Consider the following 14,657-nt stretch of genomic DNA (forward strand, 5'->3'; position numbering starts at 1 on the left):
TGTTATGTTAACCGATGGTGATGGATTCTTCCGTGTATCGGGCGTTCTGCTCCGGCCGTTCAATCCACATGGCAATAATCGTAAATGCGCCCAGTCTTCCGATAAACATCAGGAAAATCAGGAGCAGCTTGCTGGCTGCATGCAGATTGGCCGTGATTCCCGTGGACAGTCCTGCGGTGCCGAAGGCGGAGACAACCTCAAAAAGCAGCTGCCTCATTTCAAAGGAAGGCTCCAGGAGACAGAGCAGAAAGGTTCCGATGAGAACGACACTGAGGGACAGCTGGGTAATCAGAAAGGCCCGGGAGGTGTTTTCCGGGGAAATACTCCGGTGAAAGGCTCCCATGTGCCGCTTATTCAGGGCACTCCGCATGGTCTGTATCAGGATGAAGAAGGTGCTGGTCTTGATACCGCCTCCGGTGGAGCCGGGGGACGCGCCGATAAACATCAGCAGAATCATCACAAAGAGTCCCGCATGGGAAAACTCATTTATAGGGTAAGTGGCAAAGCCGGCAGTCCGGGGGGTGACGCTGTTGAAAAACGCGCCAATCCAGGGCATATGCTCCGTAAAACGAAAGACCAGGGTACCCGCAATCAGAAGCGTCAGGGTGGTGCTTATGACTACCTTAGAGTGGAGGGTCAGCTTCCGGAAGGAACGGTTTCTCAGGACGTCCAGGATCACCAGGAAGCCCAGGCCGCCGAAGATAATCAGGCCGCCGGTAACCAGGTTCAGCAGGATATCGTTCTGGTAAGGAATGAGGCTCTGGCCACCGCCCAGAATGTCGAAGCCGGCGTTATTAAAGGAGGAAATGGAATGAAAGATACTGATTCCCACAGCCTCCAGGGGCGGATAGTCCCGGACAAAGACCGGAAAGCTCAGAAGCGCGCCCACTGTTTCGAAAATTAAGGTGGTAAGCAAGATAGCCTTTAACAGCCGGACGATGCCCCTGAAGTTGTCCACATTGAGGGCTTCCTTTAAGAGAAGCCGGCTCTTAAAGCCTACCCGTCGTTTGGTAGCTAGCATAAGGCCTGCGCCCATGGAGGTGAAGCCCAGACCGCCGGTCTGGATCAGCAGCGCCAGAATCACCCGGCCGAAGACCGTATAGGTGTCTCCGGGGTCTACGGTCACCAGGCCTGTGACACAGGTGGCGCTGGTGGCGGTAAAAAGCGCGTCCAGAAAGCTGGTATGGACGCCGGGGCGCAAGGATACCGGCAGCATGAGAAAACAGGCTCCGGTCAGGATAATCAGGAAAAAGCCCGCGACAATCAGTCTTGCGGGCGGCTGGTTTTTAATAAAGCGTAAAATATGTTTCATAGGATCTCCCTTGATTTTTAACGACATGTCTCTATTATACGAGGAAAAGGTGGAAGGAACAAGAGATTCGGGGAAAATTTAAGAAAAAATCAAACTCTATTTTCAACGCCAACGGTCACCAGAGTTGACATACTAACGTAATAATGTATAAAATAAGGTTGTAAAATTTTATGGAAGCGCTCCATTATAAAATGCAGGTGATATCATGAAAATAACCTATATCAACCACAGTGGCTTTTTGGTTGAATCCGGCGACTGCTACTATATTTTCGACTATTACAGGGGTGAATTGCCCTCTCTCGACAGAAAAAAAGAGGTAATTGTCTTTTGCAGTCACTTCCATAAGGATCATTTTAATCCCAAAATCTTCGAAATGCTTGACCATATGGGGATGACGTATCAGGCAATTTTGGCGAAAGATATACGCAACAGGAACCACCTGTCGAATATAAAAATTACATACGCCTATCACGATCAAACCTATGAACTGGATCATGGTACCCGGGTCGATACGTTACTTTCTAACGATAGCGGCGTCGCATTTATCGTTCAAACGAAAGAGGGCACGATTTACCATGCCGGCGACTTAAATGACTGGTATTGGGAAGGAGAGCCGGAAGCGGATAACCGGAGGCTCACTTCGGCGTATCGTGCGGAAATCCGGAAAATTAAGGGTATGCACTTTGACGCTGCATTCGTTCCCCTTGATCCGAGGCAGGAAGCCCACTATGCCGATGGAATTCTGTATTTTCTGGAAAATGTAGATTGCAATGCTGTTTTTCCCATGCATTATTGGGAGGACGCCAGCGTAATAAAGCGGTTTATCACAGAATATCCGCAATACAAATCACGTATAAAAAACACAGAATGCGCAAAAGGAGAAGTGCTATGAAATTTAAGATGATTCATGAAAACTATAATGTATCCGATCTGGACCGTTCTATAAAATTCTATAACGAAGCTCTCGATCTGCACGAAGTGAGACGAAAGACGGCCAATGATTTTATCATTGTATATCTGAGTAATGAGGTAAGTGATTTTGAGCTGGAGCTTACCTGGCTGAAAGAGCATCCGCAGCCCTATAATCTGGGCGAATGTGAATTTCACCTGGCATTCCGGGCGGACGATTATGAAGAGGCGCATAAAAAGCACAAGGAGATGGGCTGCATTTGCTTCGAAAATGAAGAAATGGGGATCTATTTTATCGAAGATCCGGATGGCTACTGGCTTGAAATTTTGCCGTAAAGCTGTCTGTTATGAAAACGCTGCAATTTTTTTGGAGGAAATGGCACTTGCACCGCCTACAAAACCATGTTATGATTTAGCAGTGAATAGTAGTGAAACAAATGTTAGCAGAAACTAACCTTTGAAAACAGGAGGACAGTCAAATGTCAATTTTGGTAACAGGCGGTGCAGGCTTTATCGGAAGCCACACCTGTGTAGAGTTATTGAATGCAGGCTATGAAGTAGTAGTTGTAGATAATCTGTATAATGCAAGTGAAAAAGCGCTGGAACGCGTGGAGCAGATTACAGGAAAGAAGGTTACGTTCTATGAGGCGGATATTCTGGATCGTGACGCCCTGAACGCCATCTTTGATAAGGAGCAGGTTGAATCCGTTATTCATTTTGCAGGCTACAAGGCCGTGGGCGAGTCGGTACGCAAGCCCATCGAGTATTACTATAATAATATTACCGGAACTCTGATTCTCTGTGACGTGATGAGAAAGCACAACGTAAAGAATATTGTGTTCAGTTCCTCTGCTACCGTATACGGTGATCCGGCATTTATCCCGATTACCGAGGAATGCCCCAAGGGTAAGATTACGAACCCGTACGGACAGACCAAGGGCATGCTGGAGCAGGTACTGACCGATATTTATGTATCCGATCCGGAGTGGAAGGTGGTACTGCTTCGCTATTTCAACCCGATTGGAGCTCACAAGAGCGGTCTCATCGGCGAGGATCCGAAGGGTATCCCGAACAATCTGGTTCCCTATGTAGCGCAGGTAGCCATCGGCAAGCTGAAGTGTCTGGGCGTCTTTGGAAATGATTACGATACTCCGGACGGAACCGGCGTGCGTGATTATATTCATGTGGTAGACCTGGCAAAGGGCCATGTGGCGGCAATTAAGAAGGTGGAGGAAACCGAGCCCGGCGTACTGATTTACAATCTGGGCACCGGCAAGGGCTACAGCGTCCTGGACGTGGTGCATGCCTTTGAAAAAGCCTGCGGCAAGGAGATTCCCTATGAAATCAAGCCCCGCCGTGCGGGCGATATTGCTACCTGCTACGCGGATCCCACCAAGGCGAAGAATGAGCTCGGCTGGGTAGCGCAGTATGGCATCGAGGAGATGTGTGAGGATTCCTGGAGATGGCAGACCATGAACCCGAACGGTTATGCAGACTAAATTTTTCATAATATAGAACTGTTTGGGGATACTGCTGCTTAAGCGTGGCAGTGTCCCCTTTTTGGGTTAAAAAGTACCCGGAAGAAGCTGTCGCCGGCAGGTTCTGCAGGTGAAAATAAAATACAAAGGGAGAAGCAACATGAGAAAAGGATTTGACAATGACAAATATCTGGCTATGCAGTCGGAACACATCCGGGAGCGTATCGCCAAGTTTGATAATAAGCTGTATCTGGAATTCGGCGGAAAACTCTACGACGATTACCATGCGTCCCGTGTACTGCCGGGCTTCGAGCCGGACAGCAAGCTGCGGATGCTGATGCAGCTTGCCGATCAGGTGGAGATCGTCATCGTAATCAGCGCAGAGGATATCGAGAAAAATAAGGTACGAGGCGACTTAGGTATCACCTACGATTCTGATCTGCTTCGTCTGAAAGCCATTTTCGAGTCCAAGAACCTCTATGTGGGCAGCGTCTGCATTACACACTACGCAGGCCAGTACAGCGCCCAGATGTTCCAGAGTCGTCTGGAGAAAATGGGCGTGAAGGTGTACCGTCACTATCTGATTCCGGGCTATCCGAACAATATTCCGCTTATCGTAAGCGATCAGGGTTATGGACACAACGAATACATCGAGACCACCAAGCCGCTGGTAGTTGTCACCGCGCCGGGACCGGGAAGCGGAAAGATGGCTACCTGTCTGTCCCAGCTTTATCATGAGCACAAGCGGGGCGTCCGTGCGGGCTACGCCAAATACGAGACCTTCCCCATCTGGAACCTGCCCCTCAGCCATCCGGTCAATCTGGCTTACGAGGCTGCCACCGCAGACCTGAACGATGTGAACATGATTGACCCGTATCATTTGGAAGCCTACGGTGAGACTACGGTCAACTACAACCGTGATGTGGAAATTTTCCCGGTACTGCGCGCCATGTTCATGGAGATTTACGGCGACTGTCCGTACAAGTCCCCCACCGACATGGGTGTCAATATGGCCGGCAACTGTATCGTAGACGACGAGGCCTGCCGTGAGGCGTCCGGACAGGAGATTATCCGCCGTTATTACCAGACTCTGGTGAACATTGCAAGGGGTAAATCCAAGGAAGAAGAAGCTTACAAGATCGAGCTTCTGATGAACAACGCAGGCGTAACCGTGAAGGACCGCAAGGTGGTACCTGCAGCCCTGACCCGTGCCGAAGCCACCGGTCACACCGCTGCAGCCATGGAGCTGCCCGACGGCACCATCATCACCGGCAAGACCAGTGAACTGCTGGGCGCCTGCTCTGCCCTGCTTATCAAGGCCCTGAAGCATTTGGCAGGCATTGACGAGGATGTGCTTCTGATTACGCCCAATGTGATCAAGCCTATTCAGAAGCTGAAGGTAGATTATCTGGGCAGCCGTAACCCGCGTCTTCATATGGAGGAGGTGCTCATCGCCCTTTCATCCAGCTCCGAGAGCAACCCGCTGGCCGACCTTGCCCTCCGGCAGCTCCCGAATCTCCGCGGCAGCCAGGTCCACACCTCCCGTATGCTGAGTGCAGCCGATGAGAAGACCTTCCAGAAGCTGGGCGTGATGCTGACCTCTGAGGCGAAATAGATATAGAATATGAAAAGGTAGAGTTGGCGTCAGGCGGCTCTGCCTTTTTTATGTAACAGAAAATTCATCACATATTAATCCTATTGACAAAGTAGGAATACAAGTATATGATGAATGAAATACAGAATTAGAAGAAGCCGCTCCGACAGCCGCCAGGCCTTTCGGAGGGAGTACAAGGAGACGATGAAGCATGAGCGATATTTCCAGAGAAGAGGCATTTGCCTTATTAAAAAAGTACAATCAGGATCCCTTTCATATTCAGCACGCACTGACCGTAGAGGCCGTGATGAAATGGTACGCGCGGGAGCTGGGCTACGACGCTGAGGAGGAGCACTGGGGTATTGTGGGTTTGCTGCATGACATTGATTTTGAACTGTATCCGGCAGAACACTGCCTGAAAGCGCCGGAGCTTCTGCGGGAAGGCGGCGTGTCGGAGGATATCATTCACGCAGTCGTTTCCCATGGCTATGGAATCACCGTGGAGTGCGGCAAGACCCTGGATGTGGAGCCGGTGCAAGAGATGGAAAAGGTGCTGTTTGCAGCAGATGAGCTGACCGGTCTTATCTGGGCAGCTGCACTGATGCGTCCGTCCAAGAGCACCAAGGATATGGAACTGAAATCTCTGAAGAAAAAGTACAAGAGTAAGGGCTTCGCGGCAGGCTGCTCCAGAGAAGTCATTGAGCGGGGCGCGGAGCAGCTTGGCTGGCCGCTGGAGAAGCTGCTGACCATGACGCTTCAGGCCATGGCGGACAGCGAGGACGAGATCAACCGGGAGCTGGAAGCGGAATAGAAGCAGAAACAGATATAAGGAGAACAACTATGGCGTACGCAATTGACACACGATGTATTCACGGAGAAGGGCATAAAAATCAGGACGGCAATTACGCCATCAGTTATCCGATCTATCAGACGGCCTCCTTTTCCCATCTGACGCCGGGACACAATCCCACCGGCTTTGATTATTCCCGGGAATCCAATCCCACAAGGGTCTATCTGGAGGAGACATTGAGCTCGTTGGAGGGCGCGTGTGATACCATCGCTTTCGCTTCCGGCATGGCGGCGATTTCCACGGTATTTGAGTATTTTCAACCGGGGGATCATATCATTTGCGGGGAAGATCTGTATGGAGGCGCGGTACGGCTGCTCGAGCAGGTCTGCCGGAAAAATGGCTATGAGGTGGAATTCGCGGATACGACGGATTTGGATGCGCTGAAGGCAGCGTTGAAAGAGAATACCCGGGCTATTTATTTTGAGACGCCGACGAATCCGATGATGCACATCACGGACATTAGGGCGGTAGCTGAGCTTGCGCATCAGGCGGGCGCGCTGGTGATCGTGGACAATACTTTTATGACGCCCTATTTTCAAAATCCGCTGAAGGAGGGCGCGGACGTGGTGGTACATTCCGGCACGAAATATCTATCCGGGCATAATGACACGGTCTGCGGATTCCTGTGTAGCGGAAATCAGGAGCTTGCCGACAGGTTCCGGCTTCTCTCAAAGACCACGGGCGCGACTCTGGGACCATTCGAAAGTTGGCTTTGTCTGCGGGGACTGAAGACTCTGGCTCTTCGCATGGAGCGCCATAAGAGCAACGCGGAGGCCGTCAGCCGGTGGCTGCGGGAGCAGAGTGTGGTTACAAATGTGTATTACGCGGGAAGCGGCATGATTTCCTTTACGGTAACATCTTCGGAGATAGCGGTGGCGATTTTGAAAAATATCCGTTTGATTACCTTTGCGGAAAGTCTGGGCGGAACGGAAAGCCTGCTGACCTATCCGGCGGTTCAGACCCACCCGGATGTGCCGCGGGAACAGAGAGAAAAATTGGGAATTACTGATACGCTGCTTCGATTATCTGTGGGAATCGAGAATCCGGACGATATCATAGCAGATCTGAAACAGGCGTTTGAAAATGCGGAAAAGTAGAGGATAAGGAACATGGCGGAAAGAAACCTGAATTTTGATGAAATAGTGAATCGGAAGGGCACAAAATGCCTGAAATATGATTTTGCGGTGAAGCGTGGATATCCCGAAGACGTACTGCCCCTGTGGGTGGCGGATATGGATTTCCGGACCTCATCCTATGTGGAGGACGCGCTTGTCCAGCTGGCACACCACAACATCTACGGCTATACCAATACCCAGGACGGCGACGGCTTTTTCGAGGCCGTGGCAGGATGGATGAAGCGGCACCATGACTGGGAGGTGTGGCCGGAGTGGCATGTGAAGACGCCGGGTGTGTGCGTGGCTATCGCGAATGCCATCCGGGCGGTGACGGAGCCGGGCGACGCGGTGCTGATTAACCAGCCGGTGTATTATCCTTTCAGCAGTACCATTGTGCAAAATGACAGGAAACGGGTAAGCTCGGATCTGGTGTGCGATGAAGAGGATAGATATTCCATTGATTTTCAGGATTTTGAGCAGAAAATCGTGGAGAATCAGGTGAAGCTTTTTATTCTGTGCAATCCGCACAATCCGGTGGGACGGGTGTGGACGAAAGAAGAGCTTCTGCGAATCGGAACCATTTGCAGGGAACATCAGGTACTTGTGTTCAGCGACGAGATTCATTTTGATTTTATCTGGAGCGGGGAGCATCACGTTTTTCAGGAGGTGGATCCCTCTTTCCGGGAGTTTACGATTACGGCGACAGCCCCCAGCAAAACCTTTAATCTGGCCGGGCTGCAGCAGTCCAATATTTTTATTCCGAATGAAAAAATCCGGAAAGCCTTTATTCACCAGTATCAGGTATCCGGCCTGGACGAGCTCAACACCTTTGGAATCGCGGCGACTCAGGCAGCGTACAACCATGGAGACGAGTGGTATGAGGCCATGAAAAAATATGTCTGGGAAAATATCTGTTACGCGAAGAATTTTATCGATCAGCGTATCCCGGATGTAAAGATGAATTTGCCGGAGGGAACCTATCTGTTCTGGCTGGATTTTCAGAAGTTGGGTCTCAGTGCGGACGAGCTGGAGAATCTGATTGTCCACAAAGCCGGCCTGTGGCTGGACAGCGGCCGAATCTTCGGAGCATCCGGCGAAGGCTTCCAGAGAATCAATGCGGCGTGCCCGAGAAGTACGCTTCAGGAGGCGTTGGAGAGAATAGAAAGAGCATTGTAAAAAACGAAATAGAGTGGAATTGGAGAAAGGGGCTTCGGCTCCTTTTTTCGTTATGAAGTATCTGTAAAAATTAAGGAGAATCTAAAAAAGAATTCAGTTTTTTACGCAAAAAGCTATAGTATAATAAAGGTAATTCATACCGGAAATAAGGAAAACTGGGAAAATACATTTTCAGAGGGGAGAAAAATGATGAAGAGACGGGGATATTTAGGACTGCTGGTGGTAATTGTGTGTATGGCATTGACCATGAGCGCGTGCGGAAAGAAAACGGAGGAAACTACGAACAAGGTTAATTTCTGGGCAAGCTCCCACATCTGGCTAAGGGAAGTACAGGATGCGTTTACAGCGGAAGATGGCGCGATGGGAGAAATATCGCATAAGGATTATGTTTTTTACCGAAAGGACGAAGACGCCTATATAGGAATCCAGTCCGCGGAAAACGGCAAGCGCTGGATGCTGCTAAAAATGGAGGACTACGGTGACTGGCTGGAGAAAGAGGTCAAGATGTATGTCAGGGTGGCTACGGGGTTGTGATAATATTAAAGAACAAATCAATCAAGAAAGTATATGTGGAAATGGTGAGGCAGATTGTAGAAAGTGAGGCAAAAAATGAGGAAAACGCTGGATGAGTATATGGCAATGCCATATCGTATGGAAATTGTGGAAGATAAAGAAGAAGGAGGATATGTGGCCTCCTATCCTGATTTGCCCGGATGTATAACCTGCGGCGAGACGGTGGAAAGTGTGGAGGCCAATGCGTTAGATGCGAAAAAAGCATGGATAGAGGCAGTATTGTTTTCAAAATAAATGGAAAATCCCTCTTGACCTTCACGCCACGTCATAGCGTATAGTCAGCTTTATCAAAGACAGGAGGTCTATCATCTATGATGACAGTCAAGGAAATTGCGGAACTTACTCATATCAGCGCGCGGACGCTTCACTATTATGATGAAATCGGGCTTTTGGAGCCGACAGCGAAGAGTGAGGCGGGGTATCGGCTTTATGACGATAAAGCTCTGGAGACATTGCAGCAGATCCTGTTTTTCCGGGAATTTGATATTCCCCTGAAGGAAATCAAAGCTCTGATGAATTCGCCTGTGTTTGATCGAAACCAGATTCTGCAAATGCAGAGGAAGATGCTTGTGGCAAAAAAAGAACGCATGGAGCGTCTGATTGCAAGCATCGATGACATCTTGAGAGGAGAAAACAGAATGGATTTTTCAGTATTTACAAAACAGGAGACCGAAGAAATGTTTCAGACTATGGTAGAGCGTATGCCGGAGCAGATAAAGGGTATGGCGGTCAGCGAATTTGGCAGCATAGAGGAATGGAGAAAGCATTATCTGGAAGTGATGTCTTCGGAGAAAATGCAGGAAAACTATGCAAAGGTAATCGAGTGGTATGGCAGTAAGGATGCGTTTTTGGAGGCCGCTGGTCATCCAGTGAGCAGAGAAGTGGCGGAAAGCTTTGGCAAACGGGTAGATTCGATTCTGCGGAAATTGATGGAACGAAAAAATTTGCCCAGAGATTCCTTCGAATTCAAAGAGCCGGTGGCCGAATACGGCTTCGTCATGAAAATGCTTTATCAGATAAAGGATGAAAAGCCGCTGATGCAGTCGGTGGCGCAGTCCTACCGGGATCCGCTGACGCAAAAGAAAACGGACGAAATCTACGGCGATGGAGCGGCGGAATATTTTGCTGAAGCTATAGAGTTATTTTATAAATAAAAGTGTAACCTCCCTCCTATAAAACCTGCTATATAAGGTGAAGGCCTTAAAAATTACAGGAAGGAAACAACAAAAACCATGGAAGACGACAAAATCGTATCCCTGTATCTGCTTCGCGACGAAAGCGCCATTTCCCATACGGCAGAAAAATACGGATCCAGACTGCGCGGAATCGCGCAGCGGATCACGGGCGACGCGGCGACTGCGGAGGAGTGCGAAAATGACACTTATCTGGAAGCCTGGAATCGGATTCCTCCCCATGAACCGAGATCCTATCTGGCGGCATTCCTTTCGCGGATTGTGAGAAATCTTTCACTGAACCGTTGCGCAGAGCGGGAATGCCTGAAGCGCGGCGCATGGGTCACGGAATTTACGGAGGAGCTGGAGCAGTGTATTCCGGCGTCCGGCGATGTGGGGCAGGAGTTGGACGGCGCGGAACTGGGCCGTGTAATCAGCTTATTTTTACACGGACAGTCGAAGGAAAAGCGGGTCATGTTTGTGCGGCGGTATTTCTATCTGGATACGATAGAGGCGATTGTAAAAGGCTTCAGGTGCTCCGAGAGCAAGGTGAAAACACGGCTGTTTCGGATGCGGAAGGAGCTTCGCAGGTATTTGGAGAAGGAGGGTTACCAATTATGACTGGAAAAGAGTTATTGTATCATATGTCGGAGCTGGATGCGGATTTGATTGGGGAAGCGGAGACAGCATTTTCGAGGAGAAAGGCGGTTCCGCACGTCCGAAAATGGCTGGCTGTAGCAGCGTGTATCTGCTTGTGCCTGAGCCTGTCGGTTCCGGCATTGGCGGCAGCAGGAAATGAGTCAGCTTATGAAATGCTGTATTCGATTGCTCCAGGAGTTGCGCAGAAGCTGAAGCCGGTTCAGGTTGCCTGCGAAGATCAGGGAATTGAAATGCGCGTGGTGGCGGCGCAGGTAGAAAATGAAACGGCGCAGATTCTGGTATCCATGCGGGATACGGCGGGCTCACGGCTGGATGAGACGACGGATCTGTTTGACAGCTACAGTATTCACACGCCCTACGATCAAACAGGCAGTTGCGAACTGGTGGATTTTAACAGCGATACCAGAACGGTGACGTTTCTGCTGACCATCGAACAGATGAAGCATGTATTGATACCGGGGGATAAGATCACTTTTTCGGTAAAGGAACTGCTGACGGGGAAAACGCACAGCGAGGAGCGGCTGACACAGATTGATACCGCAAATCTGTCGGAGATAACGGATTTTATCGAAAATCTAGATATCAGAGGTTATGGAAGCGCGACAGAGGAAGCAGTGGATGAGAAAGAGCCGCAGCTCATGATGTCGGATGAAAGCAATTCCATGAAGCTGGAAAATGGTGTAACATTGAGCGGATATGGGCTTGTGGATGGAAAATTGCATGTTCAGGTCCGGTACGCCGACATTTTAAATACCGATAATCACGGTGATATTTATCTGAAAAGCAATAGCGGGGAAATCTTGAATTGTGAAAAAAGCATTTCGTTCTGGGATGAGAGCGGCGTGGACAGCTACGAAGAATATATTTTCCTGGTTACAGCGGAAGAAATTTCTAATTATGAAGTTTGGGGAGAGTTCTGGACTGGCGGCGAACTCATAGAAGGCGACTGGCAGGTGACATTTCCGATTACAGAGGAGTAAAGTAAAAAGGTCTCATAAACAGTAGTGATAAGCTGTTTATGGGGCTTTTTTTGCACGTTAAGTAGTGGTTGATATGGTGGGAGAATGAGGGATATGGTATAATGAGCGCAAATGAGTTAGCATATCTGTATGAGTGACGAACAGTGCATATTGCTTATGAATGTAAATATATGATAGGATGCTTTTAAGTGTAAAAAATAAATTAATTATTTGAAGATCATATTCAGAATAATTTCGGAGAGCAAATAAACCATGAACCAGCAATTCATCCAGGCCGTCCAGTTCGACTGGAACCGAATCGATCCGGACAGCTATTTAAACCATATTGAAGCATTTCAGGGCATAGAACGCCTGAATTTCACAAATCCGATTACCTTCTTCGTAGGTGAAAACGGCAGCGGAAAATCTACGTTATTAGAAGCTATAGCGGTAGCCCACGGCTTCAATCCCGAAGGTGGAGCGAAAAATTATGCCTTTTCCACCCATGATACTCACTCGGAGTTCTGCGACGCCATCCGGTTGATAAAGGGCTATCGCAAGGAGAAAATCGGCTATTTCCTGCGGGCGGAAAGCTTCTATAATGTGGCGACCAAGGAGGAGGACTATGCCGATCCACTTCATCCATCCGCCAGATATCATGAAAAATCCCATGGCGAGAGCTTTCTGGCGCTGGCCCAGAATTATCTGAGACCGGGCGGCCTGTATCTGTTCGACGAGCCTGAGGCGGCCCTGTCACCCCAGCGGCAGCTCACATTGCTGATGGAGATTTATCGCTGCGCGAAAAGCGGCAGCCAATTCCTGATCGTGACGCATTCTCCGATCCTGCTTGGTATCCCGGGCGCGGATATTTACTGCTTTGATGATGGAGCGATTCACCGATGCGCGTATGAAGAGACAGAGAGCTATCAGGTAACGGAGATGTTTGTCAATAACCGGGAGGCTTTGCTACGGAGACTTTTGGAAGAGGAAGACAATTAAAATGAAAAAAGCATATTATTACTTACCGGGTTTGTTCGAATTCTACGAGCTGTATCAGGTATTCCTGCCATTATTCCGTCGGCACCGGAACTGGTTTTACGACTGGTGCGACATCGGCTCCATCTACGGCGCTCCGGCGGACTGTATCTGGGGCGGCGGCCGCGCCGGGTTTGGGGAAGCAGAGCCTGAGGAGGTTCTGGAACTCATGCAGGGATACGGCATTTCTGCCCGGTTGACCTTCAGTAATTCGTTGCTTCGGGAGGAGCATCTTTCCGACAAAAAATGTAATGCGCTCTGCGCTTTATTTGAGCAGAAAAACGCGGTACAAAACGGCGTCATTATCCATTCGGATTTGCTGCTCGATTATTTAAAGAAGACTTATCCGGGACTTTATTTTGTCTCTTCTACCACAAAGGTTCTGACGGATTTTCAGAAATGCCATGAGGAAATTGAACGAACGGAGTTCCGCTATGTAGTGCCGGACTTCCGCCTGAACAAGGCACTGGATAAATGGGAGACATTATCACAGCCGGAGAAAGACAAGGTCGAATTTCTCTGCAACGAATGTTGCTGGCCTGGCTGCAAGGACCGGAAACGGTGCTACGAGACTGTCAGCCGGAAAAACCTCGGAGAAAACGTGGAGCACATCTGTCAGGCTACCAACGCGGCAGAAGGCTATCGCTTTTCAAAAGCTATGAAAAATCCAGCCTTTATCAGCATCGACGATATCCAGAACATTTATCTGTCCCTGGGATTTTCCCAGTTCAAAATCGAAGGCCGGGGTCTTGGCAGCGCCCTGATTCTGGAGTTTCTGCTTTACTACATGACGAGGCCGGAGCATCAGTTGGAAGTCAGAGAAGAGATTTATCTGGATAATATGCTGGATCTTTTTTAAAGAAAACTCCGTTTGAATCAAAAGGTTGGACAGGAACGAACATAGAAAATAACAGGAAACAGAGAAAACGTATATGAACATCACCCAGGCCAGACGCCTTCTCTCCATCACCGAGGAGGACGATCTACAATCCTTAAAAAAGAAATATCACCGTCTGATGAGCGCCTGTCACCCGGACGCGTTGGGGTCGGAGCGGCCGGAGCATATCCGACGGGCGCAGGAGATTAACGAGGCATATGGGCTTTTGAAAACCAGTCCCCGGGCGTTTACGCCGCTTGTGAAAAGGGCAAAAAAAGTGGAACCAGAACTGACCTGGTTGGGCGCCGTCAACGAGCATGCGTTTCGGGAACGGAACATTTATCTGTATTACAGTATGGAAATCGAGCAGGGCCATCCCTATTACCGGGCGGCGCGGGGACGCTATCTGTGGGAACCGCTGGAAGAAGAGTTCTCCCTGTTTCTGGTTAGTATTCACGAACTTGTGAAGGAGCTATTGCCGGAGGCGAAGCAGGAGGTTTTGTTTCGAGGCAGGCTGTTCCAGTACCTGGCGGAGCAGTTCATCGATCCGGTAAAGACCCTGCGGGCGATAGCGAAGCCGGAACGGTTGGACAAAGAGGGGCGGGCCATCTACCGGTTCCCGGCGCGGTTGAAAATGAGCGGAAAGAAGTTAGTGCCGGATGGAACGTTACTATATCCCAAGGGATTTCAGGAAAACCGCATTTTGGTGCGCGATCGGGAGGGAACGGAGTATGGCCACCTTTCCTTCGAGGATGACAGGCTATATTTCTGCCTGATTCCGTTATTGAAGAAAAAGCTGGCCGGAGTTCGAATGGAAGTCAAAAACGGAAAGATACAGTTTGATTTCCGCCTGGAAAAGAGCGCGGAGGAGTATCGGATTCCGGATCGGAATCTGCAGATCGCGGAGCTGCTGAGAAGAGCGTAAAATGAGAAAAACAAAAGAGGTT

At 49.5% G+C, this 14,657-nt stretch carries 15 protein-coding genes and 1 pseudogene; 15 read left to right on the plus strand and 1 reads right to left on the minus strand.

Translation table 11 applies throughout. The annotated features are described in order from the left end of the window. Positions 1-7: 7 nt before the first annotated feature. Positions 8-1,312, minus strand: a complete 1,305-nt coding sequence (locus ACESZP_RS04275; protein WP_499708127.1) for a TrkH family potassium uptake protein — start codon at positions 1,310-1,312, stop codon at positions 8-10. A 205-nt stretch (positions 1,313-1,517) separates the two neighbouring features. Here ACESZP_RS04275 and ACESZP_RS04280 point away from each other — a divergent pair, with 205 nt between their 5' ends. The 15 genes and pseudogenes from ACESZP_RS04280 to ACESZP_RS04350 all read left to right on the plus strand — a co-directional run bounded on the left by ACESZP_RS04280 (position 1,518) and on the right by ACESZP_RS04350 (position 14,635). After that, the gene (locus tag ACESZP_RS04280) at positions 1,518-2,204 is read left to right on the plus strand and encodes an MBL fold metallo-hydrolase (protein WP_178039710.1); all 687 of its coding nucleotides are present in this window, start codon (positions 1,518-1,520) and stop codon (positions 2,202-2,204) included. After that, a complete protein-coding gene (locus ACESZP_RS04285) occupies positions 2,201-2,557 on the plus strand; it encodes a VOC family protein (RefSeq protein ID WP_178039709.1) in 357 nt (118 codons plus the stop codon). Before ACESZP_RS04280 ends, ACESZP_RS04285 begins: the two co-directional genes overlap by 4 nt. 143 nt (positions 2,558-2,700) lie before the next feature. Next, the gene (gene galE / locus ACESZP_RS04290; protein WP_178039708.1) at positions 2,701-3,720 is read left to right on the plus strand and encodes a UDP-glucose 4-epimerase GalE; all 1,020 of its coding nucleotides are present in this window, start codon (positions 2,701-2,703) and stop codon (positions 3,718-3,720) included. A 139-nt stretch (positions 3,721-3,859) separates the two neighbouring features. Further along, entirely contained in the window at positions 3,860-5,314 is a 1,455-nt protein-coding gene (locus ACESZP_RS04295; protein ID WP_349164395.1) for a DUF1846 domain-containing protein, read from the plus strand. A gap of 190 nt (positions 5,315-5,504) precedes the next feature. Next, positions 5,505-6,104, plus strand: a complete 600-nt coding sequence (locus tag ACESZP_RS04300; RefSeq protein WP_499708128.1) for an HD domain-containing protein — start codon at positions 5,505-5,507, stop codon at positions 6,102-6,104. A 29-nt stretch (positions 6,105-6,133) separates the two neighbouring features. Beyond that, positions 6,134-7,240 carry a trans-sulfuration enzyme family protein gene (locus ACESZP_RS04305; RefSeq protein WP_499708129.1) on the plus strand — a complete coding sequence of 369 codons (1,107 nt, stop codon included), beginning with the start codon at positions 6,134-6,136 and terminating at the stop codon, positions 7,238-7,240. 12 nt (positions 7,241-7,252) lie between these two features. Continuing rightward, entirely contained in the window at positions 7,253-8,434 is a 1,182-nt protein-coding gene (locus ACESZP_RS04310) for a MalY/PatB family protein (protein WP_499708130.1), read from the plus strand. 186 nt (positions 8,435-8,620) lie between these two features. Continuing rightward, positions 8,621-8,968, plus strand: a complete 348-nt coding sequence (locus ACESZP_RS04315; protein WP_499708131.1) for a hypothetical protein — start codon at positions 8,621-8,623, stop codon at positions 8,966-8,968. Between the two features lie 75 nt (positions 8,969-9,043). Then, positions 9,044-9,229 (plus strand): annotated as a pseudogene (locus ACESZP_RS04320) (type II toxin-antitoxin system HicB family antitoxin); the annotation flags it as partial. An 89-nt stretch (positions 9,230-9,318) separates the two neighbouring features. Beyond that, entirely contained in the window at positions 9,319-10,161 is an 843-nt protein-coding gene (locus ACESZP_RS04325) for a MerR family transcriptional regulator (RefSeq protein ID WP_499708132.1), read from the plus strand. Positions 10,162-10,239: 78 nt separating this feature from the next. Next, positions 10,240-10,800 (plus strand): RNA polymerase sigma factor, encoded by a 561-nt coding sequence (locus ACESZP_RS04330; protein ID WP_499708133.1) that lies wholly within the window; start codon positions 10,240-10,242, stop codon positions 10,798-10,800. Next, entirely contained in the window at positions 10,797-11,819 is a 1,023-nt protein-coding gene (locus ACESZP_RS04335; RefSeq protein WP_499708134.1) for a hypothetical protein, read from the plus strand. Before ACESZP_RS04330 ends, ACESZP_RS04335 begins: the two co-directional genes overlap by 4 nt. Positions 11,820-12,071: 252 nt before the next feature. Continuing rightward, positions 12,072-12,797 carry an AAA family ATPase gene (locus ACESZP_RS04340; protein ID WP_499708135.1) on the plus strand — a complete coding sequence of 242 codons (726 nt, stop codon included), beginning with the start codon at positions 12,072-12,074 and terminating at the stop codon, positions 12,795-12,797. Between the two features lies 1 nt (position 12,798). Then, entirely contained in the window at positions 12,799-13,692 is an 894-nt protein-coding gene (locus tag ACESZP_RS04345) for a hypothetical protein (RefSeq protein WP_499708136.1), read from the plus strand. 73 nt (positions 13,693-13,765) lie between these two features. After that, complete coding sequence (locus ACESZP_RS04350; protein ID WP_499708137.1) at positions 13,766-14,635, plus strand: J domain-containing protein; 870 nt, start codon at positions 13,766-13,768, stop codon at positions 14,633-14,635. Positions 14,636-14,657 lie beyond the last annotated feature (22 nt).

Origin of the sequence: Candidatus Dorea massiliensis AP6 (assembly GCF_964245105.1) — a bacterium.
GTDB classification, from domain to species: domain Bacteria; phylum Bacillota; class Clostridia; order Lachnospirales; family Lachnospiraceae; genus Laedolimicola; species Laedolimicola intestinihominis.

Bases quoted from the DNA above. Each gene is read 5' to 3' on its own strand.
- ACESZP_RS04275 (WP_499708127.1), bottom strand. From the start codon at position 1,312: ATGAAACATATTTTACGCTTTATTAAAAACCAGCCGCCCGCAAGACTG.
- ACESZP_RS04280 (WP_178039710.1), top strand. From the start codon at position 1,518: ATGAAAATAACCTATATCAACCACAGTGGCTTTTTGGTTGAATCCGGC.
- ACESZP_RS04285 (WP_178039709.1), top strand. From the start codon at position 2,201: ATGAAATTTAAGATGATTCATGAAAACTATAATGTATCCGATCTGGAC.
- galE (WP_178039708.1), top strand. From the start codon at position 2,701: ATGTCAATTTTGGTAACAGGCGGTGCAGGCTTTATCGGAAGCCACACC.
- ACESZP_RS04295 (WP_349164395.1), top strand. From the start codon at position 3,860: ATGAGAAAAGGATTTGACAATGACAAATATCTGGCTATGCAGTCGGAA.
- ACESZP_RS04300 (WP_499708128.1), top strand. From the start codon at position 5,505: ATGAGCGATATTTCCAGAGAAGAGGCATTTGCCTTATTAAAAAAGTAC.
- ACESZP_RS04305 (WP_499708129.1), top strand. From the start codon at position 6,134: ATGGCGTACGCAATTGACACACGATGTATTCACGGAGAAGGGCATAAA.
- ACESZP_RS04310 (WP_499708130.1), top strand. From the start codon at position 7,253: ATGGCGGAAAGAAACCTGAATTTTGATGAAATAGTGAATCGGAAGGGC.
- ACESZP_RS04315 (WP_499708131.1), top strand. From the start codon at position 8,621: ATGATGAAGAGACGGGGATATTTAGGACTGCTGGTGGTAATTGTGTGT.
- ACESZP_RS04325 (WP_499708132.1), top strand. From the start codon at position 9,319: ATGATGACAGTCAAGGAAATTGCGGAACTTACTCATATCAGCGCGCGG.
- ACESZP_RS04330 (WP_499708133.1), top strand. From the start codon at position 10,240: ATGGAAGACGACAAAATCGTATCCCTGTATCTGCTTCGCGACGAAAGC.
- ACESZP_RS04335 (WP_499708134.1), top strand. From the start codon at position 10,797: ATGACTGGAAAAGAGTTATTGTATCATATGTCGGAGCTGGATGCGGAT.
- ACESZP_RS04340 (WP_499708135.1), top strand. From the start codon at position 12,072: ATGAACCAGCAATTCATCCAGGCCGTCCAGTTCGACTGGAACCGAATC.
- ACESZP_RS04345 (WP_499708136.1), top strand. From the start codon at position 12,799: ATGAAAAAAGCATATTATTACTTACCGGGTTTGTTCGAATTCTACGAG.
- ACESZP_RS04350 (WP_499708137.1), top strand. From the start codon at position 13,766: ATGAACATCACCCAGGCCAGACGCCTTCTCTCCATCACCGAGGAGGAC.